Below are 17,012 nucleotides of genomic sequence, written 5' to 3' on the forward strand. Positions count from 1 at the left end.
TCCGGCATTACTCTGCAAGGGGAGGGGAATATGGCAGACCTGACCATTGTCATCGGCAACAAAGGCTACAGCAGCTGGTCCATGCGCGGGTGGCTGGCCGTGGCACACACCGGCCTGGATTTCGACGAGGTCATGCTGCCCCTCGACACGCCCACCTTTCAGGAACGTATCGGCGCTTTCAGCCCCACCCGTCAGGTCCCGGTTCTGTTGCACGGCAGTCTCCAGGTCTGGGACTCACTGGCCATCATTGACTATTGCGCCCGGCTCAGCCCGGAGCGCTACTGGTGGCCCGAGGACCCGGACGCCTTTGCGACCGCCCGCAGTGTCGCCGCCGAAATGCACAGCGGTTTCAAGGCACTGCGGACCTATGCCCCCATGAACCTGCATAAATCCTTTGATGATCTGAAGGTGGCGCCGGAAGTGGCGGCGGATGTGGAACGGATTGAAACCATCTGGGCCGAATGCCGCCGCCGTTTCGGCGAGGGCGGGCCCTTCCTGTTTGGCGATTTCAGCGCCGCCGACATGATGTTCGCACCCGTTGTGACGCGCTTCGTCACATATGGCATTAAAATGAGCAAGGAAAGCCTGCGCTACATCGCCGCCGTGCAGAGCCATCCCACCATCGACCGCTGGTATTATGAGGCGTCACAGGAAAAAGACCGCCTGACGAAATATGACGCCGGGCCGCAAGACGGCGTCATAGGCCCCGCCATCAAGGCATTGCATTAACTCACAAAGCATAGGTGACGGCGGCTTGGTCCCGTCAAAGGCGGCGGCTTTTAAAGTCGCCCTTCCTTCAACGCGCGGAAAAGGGTGATCGCTTCCGGGGCATCCCATTTAAGCGGCCCGCGATACCGCGCGATGACAAGGCCGTTCCGGTTTATGACCAGACTGGTCGGCAGGGCCCCCTCGGCCACCTCCGCCGCCATTTTCATGGTGGGCTCCGCATACAGGGCCAGGCCTTCGATCCCCCATTCGGCCAGCGTTTCTTCCGCCTCGGCCAGACCGCCCCGGTCGACATTGATGGCGACGACCTCGAAATCGCTGCCGCCAAGCGCCGTCTGGAGATTGGCCAACTCTTTCATTTCCGCGCGGCAGGGCGCGCACCAGCTGGCCCAGAAATTCACCAACATGGCGGTCCCCCGCCGGTCGGACAATGTCAGCGGACTGCCGTCCGCCGCCATGAAAATCTGGCCCGGCGCCGCCTCGGCCGGGCTGACCGCTTTCAGGGCCCGCATCTCGCCCGTCAGAAACGCCGGCAGACCGGCCCCGTCTTCCTGCGTTGCAGGGGGCACGAACAGAAGATAAGCTGCGCCCGCAATCAGCACCACAAGGGCCACGGACAAAAGAACGGACAGTCGGGTCATCATGCCGGCTCCTTACAACAATACTGGATATCAGAACAGGATGGCAAAGCATCACCATAAGGACACCGCGACCGAAGGCAAGACCGGACATCCGGACAAAAACGGTCCCGCAGGCAGCACCGGACATATGGGGCGCGCGCACCAGCCGGCCGCCGGGCAACAGATGTGGGGCGGACGCTTTGCCGGCGGCCCCAATGCCGTCATGCAGGCCATCAACGCATCCATAGACATTGACAAGCGCCTGTACCGAGAGGACCTGGCGGGCTCGCGGGCCCATGCCGCCATGCTGGCGGATTGCGGCATCCTGTCGGCCGAGGACGCCGCCGCCATCGCCGGCGGCCTCGACCGGATCGAAACGGAAATTGAGGAGGGCCGGTTCCGGTTCGACCCGGCGCTTGAGGATATTCACATGCATGTCGAAGCCCGGCTGACCGACCTGATCGGTGACGCCGGCGCAAGACTGCACACCGCACGGTCCCGCAACGATCAGGTCGCCACCGATTTCCGCCTGTGGGTACGCGGTGCGGCCGATGCCATCGACGGACAGCTTCGCGGTCTTGTCCTGGCGCTTCTGGCCCAGGCGGAGGACCATGCCGACACCCTGATGCCGGGCTTCACCCATCTTCAGACGGCACAGCCCGTCACCCTCGGGCACCATCTGATGGCCTATGTGGAAATGCTGTCCCGCGACCGTGGCCGGCTGGCCGACTGCCGGCGCCGGGTGAATGAATGCCCCCTTGGCGCTGCCGCATTGGCCGGCACCGGCTTCGCCATAGACCGCTTCAAGACATCCGCCGATCTGGGCTTCGACCGGCCCATGGGGAATTCCCTCGACGCGGTCTCGTCCCGCGATTTTGCGCTGGAATTCCTTGGCTGTCTGACAATTCTCGCGACACATCTGTCGCGCTTTGCCGAGGAACTGGTGATCTGGGCGTCCGCGCCCTTTCACTTCATCCGGCTGTCCGACCGTTTTTCCACGGGCTCGTCGATCATGCCGCAGAAACGCAATCCGGACGCGGCGGAACTGGTCCGCGCCAAGGTCGGCGGCGTGGCCGGCAGCCTGCATCAGCTGACCCTCGTCATGAAGGGACTGCCCTTGGCCTATTCCAAGGATATGCAGGAAGATAAAGCCCCCGTCTTCCGGGCCGTGGACGATGTTACGCTGTGCCTTGCCGCCATTGTCGGCATGGTCGAGGACCTGCAACCCGACCGGGACGCCATGGCGGCGGCGGCGGCACAAGGGTTTTCCACCGCCACCGACCTGGCGGACTGGCTGGTCCGCGAGTTGGGCCTCCCCTTCCGGCAGGCGCATCATGTCACCGGAACCGTCGTCCGCATCGCCGAGGAAAAGAACCTGCCGCTCGATGCCCTGCCGCTTGAAGACATGCAGGCCGTCGAACCCCGGATCACCGGGGATGTCTTCTCGGTTCTGAGCCCGGCGGCTTCCGCCGCCAGCCGGACCTCTTACGGCGGCACGGCCCCCGCCAATGTCCGGGCGGCCATTGGCGCCGCCCGCGAACATCTTGCCCGCGAAGATATATCCAGCAAGGACATGTCATGACATCTGCATGGAAAATCGCCCTTCTTGTTTTTGCCGTGACGGCCCTGACTGCCTGCGGCAAGAAAGGGGAACTTCTGCCGCCGGAAAAACCGCCCCAGCCCGCGCCGGAATCAAACCGCAGCCAGCCGTAAGAGCAACCCCCAGGACATTCGGATATGGATCATTTTCAGTATCGCGGCGGGCATTTGTTCGCCGAAGACGTTCCCCTGACCGACATCGCCGAACAGGTCGGCACGCCGGTATATGTCTATTCCACGGCAACGCTGGAGCGTCATGTCAATGTGTTTCGCGACGCTTTCGAGGGCCTTGACGCCCTGATCTGCTACGCCGTGAAGGCAAACAGCAATCAGGCCGTCCTGAAGACCCTGGCGCGCGCGGGCACCGGCGCCGATGTGGTCAGTCTGGGCGAGCTGCGGCGGGCGCTCGCGGCCGGCATCCCGGCGGACAAAATCGTTTTCGCCGGGGTCGGAAAAACGCCCGAGGAAATGGCTGCCGGCCTCGACGCCGGCATTCTCCAGTTCAATGTCGAAAGCGCGCCCGAGCTTGAAATGCTGAACACGGTGGCCGGACAGCGGTCTCGGACGGCGCCGGTATCACTGCGGGTCAATCCGGATGTGGATGCGAAAACACATGCCAAGATTTCCACCGGCCGGTCGGAGAACAAATTCGGTATTTCCTGGACTCAGGTGTCCGGTCTGTATGACCGCATCCGCGACCTGCCGCATTTGGAGGCGGTCGGCGTCGATGTGCATATCGGCTCGCAACTGACCGCCCTCGACCCTTTGAAAGCCGCTTTCACCAAGGTCGTCTCCCTTGTGCGGTCCCTCCGGCAGAACGGTCATGTCATCCGCCATATCGATCTGGGCGGGGGCCTCGGCATTCCGTATGAACCCGGCTCGGCACCGCCGCCCCTGCCCTCGGATTACGGCAGGATGGTCCGGGAGACACTGGGCGGTCTGGACTGCCGCATCATTCTTGAACCCGGCCGCCTGATTGCCGGCAATGCGGGCATTCTGCTGACAAAACTGCTCTATGACAAACACGGGGATGAACGCCGCTTCTACATCGTCGATGCGGCCATGAACGACCTGTCGCGGCCGGCCATGTATGAAGCCTATCATGACATCGTGCCGGTCAACGACCCATCGGGCACGGAGCGCATTCCCGTCGATATTGTCGGCCCTGTCTGCGAAAGCGGGGACACCTTCACGCGCGCCCGGCCCATGCCCGTTGTCCGGCCCGGAGAGCTGCTGGCGATCAAATCCGCTGGGGCTTACGGCGCGGTCATGTCCGGCACATACAACAGCCGTCCCCTCGTGCCCGAGGTTCTGGTCAATGGCACCGACTTTCATGTGATCCGGCCCCGTCAAACGCTTGACGATCTGCTCGCCCTGGACAGGACACCGGACTGGCTGGCGGACTAGGGACGGCCCGGATATCCGGGCCGGTCTCATATGAAAGGTTAAGGGTGCGAAGGGGCCGCCTCAGGCCTGCCCCATACGGCCGATAAAGGGCAATTCGCGGTACCGGTGCCCCACATCCATGCCGTAGCCGATCACAAACACATCCGGGCATTTGAAACCGGTGAAATCGGGCTGGCAGACGGTCTTGCGCCCCAGGCTTTTGTCCAGAAGGATAACGCTGGTGACCGCCGCCGCACCGTGGGACATGAAATGCTCCCGCGCCCTGTCAAGGGTGTGCCCGGTCTCGAAGATATCGTCGATGATCAGCACCTCCCGCCCCTCGACGGGACGGTCCGAGGCCCCGATCAGATCGACCGTTCCCGCCGTACGGTCCTTTTCCAGCCGGATGAAATCCATCTCCACCACCAGACCCCGTGATGACATGGCCCGCAGCAGGTCCGCCGCGAACATGAAGGCGCCGTTCATGATGACTTGCGCCACGGGCTCTTCCTCGAACCAGTCGACGAGGGTGGCGGCCAGTTCCCCCACGCGCACGACGATTTCCTCCGCCGTGAACAAGGCCGTCACGCCGTGATGGGCATCGCCGGCCCGGTCCCATTCGAAAAAATGTTCCATCCTGCTTTATCCCCGTGGCGCACGCAGTCGGGCCGGCTTAACGCGGCGCGGCTTCCGTTTCCGAGCGCGATCCCTCCAGTACGGCAACCGTGGCACTGGCCGCGCCATCGGGCACCGGCGTGCGTGTCGTCGTGAATTCAAGCTGCATGCCCCGGCGGATCACCAGTCCCGGCGGATCGAAAACCCAATTGTCAACGGACGCACCGGCCGCGTCGAGAACATCCACACGCACCTTGGGGACACTGGCCGCCGCCCGGCCGCGATTTTCGACATAGCCCTCGATAATCAGCGTGTCGACACCGTCGATCACCTCAAGACGCGACCGCGTCAGGACGGCGGTGACGATTTCCGGGGCCTCGGCAAGGGGGGGTGTCAGGGTTTCGGCCCCCTCGCGGTACCGGTCGACATCCCGCAGGCCGGCTAGCGATTCATAAAGGACGCTGGACGCCGGCCAGACAGTCCGCACCGTCTCCCCGTGTGCAATCAGGACATATCCGACAGCGACCCAGAACAGCAGCAACAGCGCCCACAGGGCTGTGACAATGCGCCGCTTGCGGCCGGCGGCATCGCGCTCGGCCAGGCGTCTCTGCTCGCCGCGCCTGCGGGCCAGAAAGTCATCATCATCCGAGACAAGACCGTCCATGTCGAAGTCACCGTCGGCGTCACCGGTGGCATCGCCGTCATCGCGCAGCTGCGCGGCCAGACGGTGCAGACCGCCGACAAGCGTGTCGGCGCCGCTGTCGGACAGCTCGTCATCATCGTCAAGATCGTCGCTGCCGTCAGCACCGGCGTCGGCACCGGGTGCCTCGTCCTCTTCCGCGAACATGCGGGATACATCCAGGCCCGGACGGTCATCGTCCAGCGGATCGTCATCGAAAGACGGGGGAGCATCGTCCGCGCCTTCAGGCTCATCCGGCGTCAGGTCATCATCCAGCATCGCCCGGATGCGCGCCATATCGTCGGGCTTTGCCATGGGCGCCGCCTGGCTTTCGGCACTTTCGGCAATGGGGGGATGACCCGCGATACCCCCGGCTGCGGGCGCGGCAGCCGGCACGGGCGCGGCCGGCGGCGGGGGCGCGGCCGGCGGCGGGGGCAGCGGTTCGTCTTGTTCAAGCTGATCGGGCGTGGCCCGCCAGCTTGCCTTGCAATTGGCGCAGCGCACCATCCGCCCGGACGGCGGAATAGCGCCGTCAGGCACGCTGAAACGGGTGTAGCAGGACGGACAGGTCAAAAACATAGCCGATACCCAGACCGTTACGGTTTCCGGATGGCTGGACCGCCACCCCTGCCGACTTTATAGATGGCGGCACCGAAAAGACAAGAACAGCCGGAAAAGGTCGCCGCACACTTGCAATCTTGGAATCATGATTGTGGGACCGGCGGAGAATTCCGGTGCGCCGCTGCCAGCTTTACCTGTTTGTTTGCCTGTGCAATTGTCACCCCTGATGAGGGAGATGAGATGATCCGTTTCGAGAATGTCGGCATGCGCTACGGGCTGGGGGCGGAAGTTCTGCGCGACATCAGTTTCACCCTTGAAGACGGTTCCTTCCATTTCCTCGTCGGACCGTCCGGAGCGGGCAAGACCTCGCTGTTGAAACTGCTCTATCTGGCCCACCGGCCCTCACGCGGGCTGATACATTTTTCGGGCCGGGATCTGTCCTTGCTGACCCGGGACGAGTTGCCGCGCCTGCGCCGGCGCATCGGTGTCGTGTTTCAGGATTTCCGCCTGTTCGATCATCTCAGCGCCTTCGACAATGTCGCCCTGCCCTTGCGCATTCAAGGCGCCCGGCGCGAACAGATCGCCGAACATGTGGAAGAATTGCTCACCTGGGTCGGCCTTGAGGACCGGATGAACGCCCGGCCGCCGACGCTGTCCGGCGGTGAAAAACAGCGTATTGCCATCGCCCGCGCCGTCATCGCGAAACCCGACCTGCTTGTTGCCGACGAACCGACCGGCAACGTGGACCCCACAATGGCACGCAGGCTGTTGCATCTGTTTGTCGAACTGAACAAGCTGGGGACGACAACGGTGGTGGCAAGCCATGATGAACAACTGGTGCGCACCATCGGGGCCCCCGTCCTGCAACTTGACCGGGGCGGCCTGACATATCTGCCCAAGGGCCTGGCGCGCACCATGGCTGACGCCTCGGCCACCAGAAACGCACAAACCGAGGGGCCGCAAAACCGGTCCTCGGGGCATCAGGGGTCTTGAGACGTCATGGCGGGCTTTCCGGAAACACCCATCCCTTTTCTGCCCCGGCACCGTCAGGGCGATGGCCTGTTGCCATGGGTGATCGGGGTGATGCTGTTTCTCTGTACCCTGGCGCTGCTGCTGGGCCTGTCTCTGTCATCGGGGATACGCTCCTGGGGGGCCGGTCTGGAAAGCGCCCTGACCGTCCAGATCGTCGCCACCGATGCCGCGGATGCCGACCGGCAGACGGAAGCGGTGCTCAGACTGCTGCGGGCCACACCCGGCATTGCCAGTGCCGAGATCCTGCCTGAAAACGATATTCTCGATCTTTTGTCGCCCTGGCTTGGCGATGTTCCCCTCGACAGCGGCCTGACCGTACCCGCCCTGATCGATATCCGGCTTGATAACCGCACACCGGTTGACACCGCCGCTCTCGCCGAACGGCTTCAAGCGACGGCTGCCGGCGCAAGACTGGACGATCACAAGGAATGGGTGACCCGCCTGCTTGATCTGGCCCGCATGGTGCAGATGCTGCTTGCCGGCGTGGCGGCCATGGTGCTGCTGTCCACCGTCGCCATTGTGATTTTCGGATGCCGGGCGGGACTGGCCACCCACCGGGACAGTATAGAAATCATGCATCTGATGGGGGCGGAAGACAGCACCATCGCCTATGCCTTCGACCGGCGTTACCTGATCCACGGCCTGAAAGGGGGCGCCGGCGGCGTGCTGGCGGCAACGGCGGTGCTCGTCCTTTTGTCCCGTCTGGCCGACAATATCGGCGACGGTCTGGTCGCGGCGGCGGCACCGTCGGCACCGTCCGTCTGGTGGCTGATCATACTGCCCCTGTTTGCCGGTGGCCTGGCCATGTTCACAGCCCGCCTGACCGTCAGGCGGGCCCTGTCACGGATGGTGTAGGCGGCGAACCCATGGGCAAAGCGCTTGGCATCGGGTTTTTCATGAAACTGCCGCTTTATCTGCTGGTGGTCTGGGCCCTTGGCTTTGTGCTTTTCTACACGGGCCTGCCGGCCCCCCCTGAAGACCTGCCCCCGGATGCAAAGGCGATTGTCGTCCTGACCGGCGGGGCCGGCCGCCTTGAGGCCGGCGTCAGACTTCTGGAGGCGGGTGACGGGCGCCGTCTGTTCATTTCGGGTGTTCACCGGGATGTCTCCACCGCCGACCTGACACGCATGGCCGGCGTGTCGCCCGATCTTTTCGACTGTTGCATCGACATCGACCGCAGTGCGCAAAACACCCTCGGCAATGCCAGGGAAGGGGCTGCCTGGGCTCATTCAAACGGATATGACGCGTTGATCCTGGTGACGGCCGACTACCACATGCCCCGAAGCCTGATCCTGTTTCGCAGGGCCATGCCGGATGTCACGGTGACGCCGCACGCCGTTGACACAGAAGCGCCACTTGGTTTCCTCATTCGTGAATATAATAAATATCTGATCACCCTGCTGCGCGACGCCCTGAACCACTGACCGTCAAACCAGCCGCCAAGGATTCCGTGACACCATGTTGCCTTTTCGCCCCCTGCTGATCGTCCTTGCCGTGGCCGTCATCGGCTACAGCGCCCTTTGGTACACGGTTGCCTTCCGGCTGGAAAAGGATACGGCCGCGCGCCTGTCCGCATGGCGCGACCAGGGCCTCAAGGTGGATTATGACACGCTGGATGTCGGCGGTTTCCCTTACCGTCTTGAAATGACCTTGACGAAACCACGCGTGTCCACGCGGTCCGGCGGTCTGTCGGTCAGGGCCGGCAGTCTACAGGTCATCAGCCATCTGTGGACACCGCGTCTGTGGGTGTTCCTGGCGGACGATGCCGGCGGCAAACTGGCCGGTGATGCCGTCATATGGTCAAGCGTCACCCTGCGCGGCAGCCTGCGCCTGCGCAAGGATGACCGGCTTGATTTACGCTTTGAACCGGCGGCGGACAGTCCTTTGTCACTGGACAGGGCACCGGGGACGGACCGGCCCGTCCGCCTCAATGACGTCTTTCTCGCCCTGCTGACCCATCCGCGCACGGAAATTCCCCGCGATGCCCTGTTCGAAGCCCCCCTGATCGACATTCGTCTGCGCGCCAAGACGGAAAACGGCCTGCTCGACTTCACCGGACAGGTCACGGGGACGGGTATCAGCGACTGGACGGAAAAAACTCTGGGCCGGTGGCGGGACTCCGGCGGCCTGTTCACGGTCACGGCGCTGGACCTCATGGCGGGAGGGACCCGGTTTCGCGGTGAAGGCAGCCTCAGCCTGGATGAGGGATTTCGCCCGCTCGGCGCCTTCAACGGATCGCTGGTTCAGGACGGGCGTCTCAACCGGGACCTCGCCGGTCTCGGCCTGGAGCCCGTAACGGATAACGGAGACATCCGCACCGATACGGGGAACGAGACCAGCCTGATGCTGCAAATGGGTGTTCTCAGCGTGGACGGTATTCCCGTCTCCCGGCTGCCTCCCGTCGTCAGGGACTGAAACAGGCACGGCAGACACACCGGCAAGCGACCGGCGGGCGGTAGACACATCAGTCCTTGTGCGGACGGCCGAAATCAGCCACGGCCGCATCCTGACCCGCATCGACGATGCCGCGCCGGATGTCCCGTGTCCGGTTGAACAGAGTGAACAGGGCGTCCCCGTCCCCCCAGCGGATCGCCCGCTGCAACGCGGTGAGGTCCTCGCTGAAGCGGCCAAGCATTTCCAGAACGGCGTCCCGGTTGTTCAGAAAAACATCCCGCCACATGGTCGGGTCGGATGCCGCGATACGCGTAAAATCGCGGAACCCTCCGGCGGAATACTTGATAACCTCGGAGCGGGTCACCGCCTCCAGGTCCGAGGCGGTACCGACGATATTGTAGGCAATCAGATGCGGCACATGGGACGTGATCGCCAGGACCAGGTCGTGATGACGGGCATCCATGATCTCGACCCGGCTGCCCAGGGCCCGCCAGAAACGGGTCAGCCTGTCCAGCGCCTGCGTGTCGCTTTGAGGCGGGGGTGTCAAAATACACCAGCGGTCCTCGAACAGGCTGGCAAACCCGGCGGCCGGGCCGGACTGTTCCGTTCCGGCCACGGGGTGGCCCGGCAGGATATGGACATGCGGCGGCAAGGTCTGCGTCAGGCTGTCCAGAACGCTTTCCTTGACCGATCCGACATCGCTGACGGTCACACCCGGTTTCAGCGCCCCGGCAATATCGCCTGCAACGGACGCCATGGCACCGACCGGCACCGCCAGGATCACCAGGTCGGCCTTGTCGGCGGCGGCGGCGGGATCGCTGTGGTAGCTGTCGGCAAGGCCAAGCCTCTCCGCATCCGCCAGAATGGATGCATCCGCATCGGCCAGAACGATGTGACCGGCAACACCGGCCTTGCCGGCCGCCCGCGCCACGGAAGACCCGATCAGTCCGGCACCGATAATGGCGAGCCGTTCGTAAAGCGCGTCCGGCATTTGGTGGTCCGGCATCAAGCCGTGCTTTCCGCCAGGCCTTCAACGCCACTGCGTTCAACGCTCATGAAGCTGGCAATCAGGTCCACCACCGCCCTGTTCTGATCGGGCGTACCGATGGACAGACGCAGATGGTCGCCCAATCCCTGAGCCGGCAACCAGCGCAGCAGGTAGCCATGACGCGTCAGATAGGCGTTGGCCTCTTCCGCGGTGTAGGGTTTGTCCTTGGGAAAACCGACAAGGACGAAATTGGTCTGGCTCGGCACCACATCGAGCCCCAGGGCGGTCAGAGACGCCGTCAGCCAGTCACGCCATTCGGCATTGAAGGCCCGGCCCGCTTCCAGATGCGCCTGATCCCTGACCGCGGCAATGGCTGCCGGCTGGCCCGGCAGGCACACATTGAACGGCATGCGGATACGGTTGAGTATGTCGATCACGTCGGCGGGTCCATAGCCCCACCCCACACGCAATCCGGCCAACCCGTACATTTTGGAAAAAGTCCGGGTCATGATCACATTGTCGGCTTTTTCCACCAGGCTTTCGCCCGCCCGGTAGTCGTCGGCGGTGACACATTCGGCATAGGCCGCATCCAGAACCAGCAGGACATGGGCGGGCAGGCCGGCATGCAAACGCTCAACTTCGTCCCATGGCAGATAGGCACCCGTCGGATTATTGGGATTATCGACAAAGACCAATCTGGTATTGGGCGTCACCGCCGCCAGGATACCGTCCAAATCGGCCGCCCAGTCCTTGTTCGGAACCGCGACCGCGGTCGCGCCCACCGCCTTCGACTGAATTGGATAAACCATGAAGCCATACCGGCTGTGGATCACCTCAAGCCCCGGACCGGCATAGGCATGGATCAACAGGGTCAGCAGATCGTCGGAACCGGCACCGCAGATAATACGGTCGGGATCCAGCCCGTGTATCTCGCCGATTGCCGCGCGCAGATCCGTGGATGCCGCATCCGGATACCGGATCAGGTTCTCGCCCGCACGGGCATACGCATCAAGGGCTTTGGGGCTGGGTCCGAAAACGCTTTCGTTCGAGGACAGTTTGACGGGGTTCGCAACACCGTCCACCTTGGCCCGTCCGGGCACATAAGGGGCCAGATCCATGATGTGTTCGTGCGGCTGCGGACCAGTGTTTTCCCCGGTTCTGTCAGACATTTCCCTATACCTTCCATCATATACCGAATCCCCGGCCTGAGCGTAAAGCCATGCCCGTGGCCGGGAACATCAGCGGGACATTAACGGTACAGGCACCGGGCGGCAAGCGGCGCGGCGCATGATGATGTCGCAGGCCGTGACCAGGGGTCGGGCATTGACAAGGTCCGCCTCGACAGGTTTGGTTTGCGCCAGGATCAAAAGACCGGACCCCGCAATATTAAAGACTGGATACCGATGGCCGACCGCCTGACACTGCCCGACACCCTGAAGACGACAACGCTGTTTCAGAGCACGCCGCTGCACCTGGACAGCGGGGCCACCCTGTCGCCGGTCCAGGTCGCTTTCGAGACATATGGCACCCTTAATGCCGACAAAAGCAATGCGGTGCTGATTGCCCATGCCCTGACCGGGGACCAGTTCGTGGCATCGCCTCACCCCATTACCGGCAAACCCGGCTGGTGGGACCGCATCATTGGGCCCGGACGCCTGATCGACACGGACAGGCTTTTCGTCATCTGCAGCAATGTGCTTGGCGGCTGCATGGGAACGACGGGCCCCTCAAGTCTCAACCCCGCGACCGGCATAGCCTTCGGTCTGGATTTTCCCGTTATCACCATCCGCGATATGGTGCGGGTCCAGATGGGGCTGGTCGATGACCTGGGGATTGACCGGCTACAGGCTGTTATCGGCGGCTCCATGGGGGGAATGCAGGTGCTGGAATGGCTCGCCACATACCCCGACAGGCTGCACAGCGCCGTGGCCCTGGCCACTGCCGCCCGTCATACGGCACAAAATATCGCATTCCATGAAGTCGGCCGCCAGGCCATCATGGCGGATCCCAACTGGCAGGGTGGCGGCTATTATGCGGACGGAGACAGCCCGCTCAAGGGGTTGTCGGTTGCCCGGATGACAGCCCATATCACCTATCTCTCCGAAGACGCGCTGACGCGCAAATTCGGGCGCAACCTGCAGTCCCGCGATGCGCCGACATTCGGTTTTGATGCGGATTTCCAGGTGGAAAGCTATCTCCGCCATCAGGGCTCGCGTTTCGTCGAGCGGTTTGATGCAAATTCCTATCTCTATATCACCCGTGCCATGGATTATCTGGACGTCGCGGACGAGCATGGCGGCCGCCTTGCCGACGCCTTTCGCCGGGCGGCGCATGTGCGCTGCTGCGTCATGTCCTTTTCCAGCGACTGGCTGTATCCGACCTCGGAAAACAAAGCCATCGTGCACGCGCTGAACGCGGCGGGCGTCCCCGTCAGCTTTGCCGAAATTCAGTCCGATCACGGGCATGATGCCTTTCTGCTGGACGTGCCGGGCATGGACAGCATGCTCAAGGGGTTCATGACTGCGGCGGCCAAGGCCCGGGGGCTGCGCTTATGACACAGGGTCCCATTGCATCCGCGAATGGTACGACTGCGGAAATACAGCCGGCTTCCCTGCGGCCGGATCTACAGATGATCGCCGACCTCATCACACCCGGTAGCCGCGTTCTGGATGTGGGATGCGGAGACGGCGCCCTTCTGGACTATCTGGTGCGGGAAAAGGATGTGGACGGACGCGGCATGGAACTGGATCAGGACGGCGTGAATGCCTGTGTCGGTAAAGGGCTGTTTGTCGTGCAGGGAGATGCCGACAGCGACCTCGGCGACTATAGCGACGGGACGTTCGATACGGTTGTCCTGTCCCGGACGCTGCAGGCTGTCCACCGGCCGCGTGATGTCCTGGCGCACCTGTTGCGCATTGGACGGCAGGCCGTCGTTACCATCCCGAATTTCGGCTACCTGCCGGTACGGCTGCGCCTTCTGTTCGGTGGGCGCATGCCGGTCACCCGGGCTTTGGATCAAAGCTGGTTCGAAACGGAGAACATCCATTTCTGTACCATCCTTGATCTGTTCGACCTGGCCCGCCTCGAAGGCGCCGATGTGACCGCTTTCCTGCCCCAGGGTCGCAAGGACAGGCCGTTGTCTCTTGGCCCCGGATTATCGAACCTGTTTGCCGAGCAGGCGCTCTTCCGCCTGGAAAAGCAGACCTGACAGACGATACGTGCCGGTATCCGCCCGCATCGCCTGAAAGGGTGGACGGACAGCCCCGCCCCTCAGGACGGAACGGCCATGGCCGGCACCGGCCGACGCAAGCCGCCGACCGGCAAGGCGCCATATACCTGCTTGCGTGCCCGCACAAGCAACGCCCCGCCCATGCTTCTGGACAGGACACGCATGGGCTTTTCAGCCCAGGCGACAAGCCGGGGCAGGCCCAGACGCCCCATGGGCGGCAGCATCAGTGCGGTTGCCCAGCGGTCCGGCGGCAACATGTGATCATTCATCAGCCTGTATAATTGTCCACGCGAATAGGGTTGGCCAAAACCGAAGGGCGTGGACTCCAGCGCCGACCATATCCGCCGCCTGTTGGGCACCAGGACGATCACCTCGCCTCCGGGCGCCAGAATACGCCACACCTCCCGCAACAGATGCGCGGGCCGGTTGGCATGCTCGATTTCATGCGCAAGCAACACCCGGTCCACGGTCGAATCAGCAATCGGCAAATGATGATTTTCAATAAGGGCTGACCGGGACCCCGCGGTGGACGGCCAGTGTATGACGCCCTGTCCGGCGGGCATCAGGGCGTAGGCATCCGCCCCGACGTCCATCAGGGTATCCAGATAAGGCAACGCATATCCGATACCGACAAGATGCTGTCCGGACACATCGGGCCAGAAACGCCGCATCTGCTGACCAAGAAGGTGCGCGGTCACCTGCCCAAGCGGACTTTCGTAAAACCGGTAAAGCTGCAAAACATCCGGACGCATCAGTTTTCCGGCTTTGTGTCATGGGACGGGTCGCCGGCGTGCAGCCAGGTGCACAAGGGCTGCCAAAGCGCCTCTTCCGCACTGGAGCCGACCATCATACCCACATGACCCGCACCGGGCCGGTGGATGTGCGCACCCGCCACCCTGCCGGCCAGTGCAAGCGCGCTGCCCGGCGGCACAAGGCGGTCCCGCAAGGGCACCGCCAGCCATAAGGGACACGCCAGGTCTTCCGGCCGAACCGGCCTGTCGGCAACGGTCCACTTGCCCCGTGCCGGCAGATTGTCCCCGTACCAGCCCGCAAGGCAGTCTTCCGCAACCCTGCGGGCAAGCGGAGGGCCACCATTGACCCAGCGCTCCAGGGTCACGAAAAACGCCGCCTTTTCACTTTCCATATCCATCTCGGCGAAACGGCGGAACTTCACATCATTCTGCATGGGATCAAGAAGCGCGAAAAACACCTGCAACAAATCAACCGGCACCGGCGCCCCTTCCGGCAAGGCCCGAATGGCCGGCAATGCACAGGTGCTGAGCAGACTGCCCAGCCCGCCGCCGCCCCTGTCGGTCCCGTTCTCGCCCTCAGCGCCATCCGCCGCTGCGAAATCCCAGGGCGCGGCCAACAGCGCCAGTCGCGATACATGGTGCCGGGCGGCGTCATGCAGGCTTGCCGCCAGTGAAAGCGTTCCCCCCATGCAATATCCGACAACCGGCACCGGGCGGCCGGAATGGGCCGCCACCCTGGCGATGGCCGGCGCCAATCTCCGGCAGATATAATCGTCCAGACCGAAGCGCTTTTCCTCCGCGTCCGGCGTGCCCCAGTCGATGACAAAGGGGTGGAAACCGCGTGCCTTCAAATGGGCGACCAAACTGCGGCGGGGCATCAGGTCCAGTATGTGTGAAGGGTTCACGAGACTGGGCACCAGCAACACCGGCCGCGCCGGGTATACGGGGCCGTCCTTGCCGACGCCATAATCGCGGATCGTCACGGCCCCTTGTTTGTGGAACGCCCGCCACGGCGTATCCGTACGCTCATAAGGGTGGTTTAGAAACAGTTTGATCCCCTGTAACAGCGCCTTCTGTCGCGCTGCTGCACCGGCCCGGATACGGGCCAGGAAATCATCGTCGTCGACGGCATCGACACTCTGCCGCATGACCGTGGCCCGTTCTGTGAAAGCCCCGGTGAAGTCAAGACGGCCTCTTAAAAATCCTTGCGCCGCCGCAGGCGCGGTGGCCCAGGTGGCAAAGCTGTTCGCCATATGCAGGGGAAGGGGCCTCGGTCCCAGAACTGTCGGAACCGCCGGAACTTTCTGCCGCGCCGGGCCTGAGGAGGCATCAGAATGCCCTGTCTCAGCCATGACCGCTTCCCTCCTTATCAGATGCACCGGCATCATCACCGCGTTTGCCGTGGCAGGGGCGAAAAGACACCATGGACAAGGCTGTCATGGCACTCAAACGCATCTGGTCCTGCCACAGGTCAAGGAAGGCATCCGCCAGATCGCCACACACATCCGCGGACGCGGTGTCAGACGTTCGGGCTCCGTTATCTGTTACGGCATCTGTCACGGTGCCGGTTTCTTGCCTCTTGACCATTGGTTTCATCTTCCTGGTTCAGACAGGATATTTTGCTGCGGAATTATTGCGCAAAAAACGTTTTTTGAGCACCGCATTAATCACTCTTGCCGAGATATCAACTCTCGGCTTAAAATGTGATTATAAAACCCGTTTCTCCAATCTGGCCTGCAATTTTGCTGCGCAGCAATCCACTTCGCGGCAGGGAGGTATTTCATGGCACGCACAAAACGTCAGCCCGGCGAACCCATTATCGTGAAGAAATATGCCAACCGCCGCCTCTACAACACGGATACGTCCAGTTACGTCACCCTCGACCATCTCGCGGACATGATCAAGCGTGACGAGGAATTTGTCGTACGCGACGCCAAGACCGGCGAGGACATTACCCGCAGCGTTCTGGCGCAGATTATCTTTGAAAAGGAATCAAAGGACAAAACCATGTTGCCGCTGCCTTTCCTGAGGCAGCTGATCAGCCTTTACGGGGATGGTCTGCAAGGGATGGTTCCGAACTATCTGGAAAGCGCCATGGCTGCGCTCACCAAAAATCAGGAACAGGTCCGCGACGCCTTCATGTCCGGTCAGGGGGCAAAGGCGTTCATGCCTGTCTTTGAGGAAATGACACGCCAGAACATGGCGCTCATGGAACAGACAATGCAGCTCTTCACGCCCCCAGGCGGTGCACGCACCGATGTGGATGATGGTGTTACGCACAGCAAAAACGCACTTGCTGAAAAAGAACGTGAAGTTGAACAACTAAAAGCAGAAATTGCAGACCTTCAAAGCAAAGTGAGCACCTTGTCGAACAAGTAGGGGCCGGTGTAAGGTCACGACCAAACGCGCCTAATGCCTGCCAATAGTCCCT

Annotated in this window: 19 protein-coding genes; 12 read left to right on the forward strand and 7 right to left on the reverse strand. The window is 62.7% G+C overall.

What is annotated here, in order from left to right:
• Positions 1 to 30 precede the first annotated feature (30 nt).
• On the forward strand, positions 31 to 729 hold the full coding sequence (locus BXY39_RS15000) for a glutathione S-transferase family protein (RefSeq protein WP_121939712.1): 699 nt from the start codon (positions 31 to 33) through the stop codon (positions 727 to 729).
• A 50-nt stretch (positions 730 to 779) separates the two neighbouring features.
• On the opposite strand, the gene BXY39_RS15005 is transcribed toward BXY39_RS15000, so the two are convergent.
• Positions 780 to 1,370 carry a TlpA disulfide reductase family protein gene (locus BXY39_RS15005; RefSeq protein ID WP_121939713.1) on the reverse strand — a complete coding sequence of 197 codons (591 nt, stop codon included), beginning with the start codon at positions 1,368 to 1,370 and terminating at the stop codon, positions 780 to 782.
• 124 nt (positions 1,371 to 1,494) lie between these two features.
• Between BXY39_RS15005 and argH the strand changes: the two genes are divergently transcribed.
• From argH to lysA, 3 genes are read left to right on the forward strand one after another with little or no spacing between them, the layout of a single operon-like run.
• Positions 1,495 to 2,928 (forward strand): argininosuccinate lyase, encoded by a 1,434-nt coding sequence (gene argH, locus BXY39_RS15010; protein WP_121939924.1) that lies wholly within the window; start codon positions 1,495 to 1,497, stop codon positions 2,926 to 2,928.
• Complete coding sequence (gene lptM, locus BXY39_RS19950) at positions 2,925 to 3,059, forward strand: LPS translocon maturation chaperone LptM (protein WP_281270021.1); 135 nt, start codon at positions 2,925 to 2,927, stop codon at positions 3,057 to 3,059. Before argH ends, lptM begins: the two co-directional genes overlap by 4 nt.
• Before the next feature lie 24 nt (positions 3,060 to 3,083).
• Positions 3,084 to 4,352 carry a diaminopimelate decarboxylase gene (lysA, locus tag BXY39_RS15015; RefSeq protein ID WP_121939714.1) on the forward strand — a complete coding sequence of 423 codons (1,269 nt, stop codon included), beginning with the start codon at positions 3,084 to 3,086 and terminating at the stop codon, positions 4,350 to 4,352.
• A 60-nt stretch (positions 4,353 to 4,412) separates the two neighbouring features.
• On the opposite strand, the gene BXY39_RS15020 is transcribed toward lysA, so the two are convergent.
• Entirely contained in the window at positions 4,413 to 4,967 is a 555-nt protein-coding gene (locus BXY39_RS15020) for a phosphoribosyltransferase (protein ID WP_121939715.1), read from the reverse strand.
• A gap of 37 nt (positions 4,968 to 5,004) precedes the next feature.
• Positions 5,005 to 6,204, reverse strand: a complete 1,200-nt coding sequence (locus BXY39_RS19555; protein ID WP_211332278.1) for a zinc-ribbon domain-containing protein — start codon at positions 6,202 to 6,204, stop codon at positions 5,005 to 5,007.
• Positions 6,205 to 6,426: 222 nt separating this feature from the next.
• Between BXY39_RS19555 and ftsE the strand changes: the two genes are divergently transcribed.
• From ftsE to BXY39_RS15050, 4 genes are read left to right on the forward strand one after another with little or no spacing between them, the layout of a single operon-like run.
• Entirely contained in the window at positions 6,427 to 7,179 is a 753-nt protein-coding gene (gene ftsE / locus BXY39_RS15035; protein ID WP_121939716.1) for a cell division ATP-binding protein FtsE, read from the forward strand.
• 6 nt (positions 7,180 to 7,185) lie between these two features.
• The gene (locus tag BXY39_RS15040; protein ID WP_121939717.1) at positions 7,186 to 8,073 is read left to right on the forward strand and encodes a cell division protein FtsX; all 888 of its coding nucleotides are present in this window, start codon (positions 7,186 to 7,188) and stop codon (positions 8,071 to 8,073) included.
• An 11-nt stretch (positions 8,074 to 8,084) separates the two neighbouring features.
• The gene (locus tag BXY39_RS15045) at positions 8,085 to 8,642 is read left to right on the forward strand and encodes a YdcF family protein (RefSeq protein WP_211332279.1); all 558 of its coding nucleotides are present in this window, start codon (positions 8,085 to 8,087) and stop codon (positions 8,640 to 8,642) included.
• 34 nt (positions 8,643 to 8,676) lie between these two features.
• The gene (locus BXY39_RS15050; protein WP_121939718.1) at positions 8,677 to 9,633 is read left to right on the forward strand and encodes a DUF2125 domain-containing protein; all 957 of its coding nucleotides are present in this window, start codon (positions 8,677 to 8,679) and stop codon (positions 9,631 to 9,633) included.
• 49 nt (positions 9,634 to 9,682) lie between these two features.
• On the opposite strand, the gene BXY39_RS15055 is transcribed toward BXY39_RS15050, so the two are convergent.
• Both BXY39_RS15055 and hisC read right to left on the reverse strand, forming a co-directional pair.
• A complete protein-coding gene (locus BXY39_RS15055; protein ID WP_245999284.1) occupies positions 9,683 to 10,618 on the reverse strand; it encodes a prephenate/arogenate dehydrogenase family protein in 936 nt (311 codons plus the stop codon).
• Entirely contained in the window at positions 10,618 to 11,769 is a 1,152-nt protein-coding gene (hisC, locus tag BXY39_RS15060) for a histidinol-phosphate transaminase (protein WP_121939719.1), read from the reverse strand. The genes BXY39_RS15055 and hisC overlap by 1 nt, the downstream gene beginning before the upstream one ends.
• 234 nt (positions 11,770 to 12,003) lie before the next feature.
• On the opposite strand from hisC, the gene metX reads away from it, so the two are divergent.
• Both metX and metW read left to right on the forward strand, forming a co-directional pair.
• Positions 12,004 to 13,155, forward strand: coding sequence for a homoserine O-acetyltransferase MetX (metX, locus tag BXY39_RS15065; protein ID WP_121939928.1), 1,152 nt, complete (start codon positions 12,004 to 12,006; stop codon positions 13,153 to 13,155).
• A gap of 74 nt (positions 13,156 to 13,229) precedes the next feature.
• Complete coding sequence (gene metW / locus BXY39_RS15070; protein WP_245999287.1) at positions 13,230 to 13,808, forward strand: methionine biosynthesis protein MetW; 579 nt, start codon at positions 13,230 to 13,232, stop codon at positions 13,806 to 13,808.
• Positions 13,809 to 13,870: 62 nt separating this feature from the next.
• On the opposite strand, the gene BXY39_RS15075 is transcribed toward metW, so the two are convergent.
• Together BXY39_RS15075 and BXY39_RS15080 are read right to left on the reverse strand one after the other, a co-directional pair.
• Positions 13,871 to 14,581 (reverse strand): class I SAM-dependent methyltransferase, encoded by a 711-nt coding sequence (locus BXY39_RS15075; protein WP_121939721.1) that lies wholly within the window; start codon positions 14,579 to 14,581, stop codon positions 13,871 to 13,873.
• Positions 14,581 to 15,933: an alpha/beta fold hydrolase gene (locus tag BXY39_RS15080; protein ID WP_211332280.1), complete on the reverse strand. Its 1,353-nt coding sequence runs from the start codon at positions 15,931 to 15,933 to the stop codon at positions 14,581 to 14,583. Before BXY39_RS15080 ends, BXY39_RS15075 begins: the two co-directional genes overlap by 1 nt.
• Positions 15,934 to 16,019: 86 nt before the next feature.
• Between BXY39_RS15080 and BXY39_RS19195 the strand changes: the two genes are divergently transcribed.
• Positions 16,020 to 16,406: a hypothetical protein gene (locus BXY39_RS19195; RefSeq protein WP_147453603.1), complete on the forward strand. Its 387-nt coding sequence runs from the start codon at positions 16,020 to 16,022 to the stop codon at positions 16,404 to 16,406.
• Positions 16,364 to 16,960: a polyhydroxyalkanoate synthesis repressor PhaR gene (gene phaR / locus BXY39_RS15090; RefSeq protein ID WP_121939723.1), complete on the forward strand. Its 597-nt coding sequence runs from the start codon at positions 16,364 to 16,366 to the stop codon at positions 16,958 to 16,960. The genes BXY39_RS19195 and phaR overlap by 43 nt, the downstream gene beginning before the upstream one ends.
• Positions 16,961 to 17,012 lie beyond the last annotated feature (52 nt).

Origin of the sequence: Eilatimonas milleporae, from assembly GCF_003688555.1 — a bacterium.
GTDB lineage: Bacteria > Pseudomonadota > Alphaproteobacteria > Sphingomonadales > Kordiimonadaceae > Eilatimonas > Eilatimonas milleporae.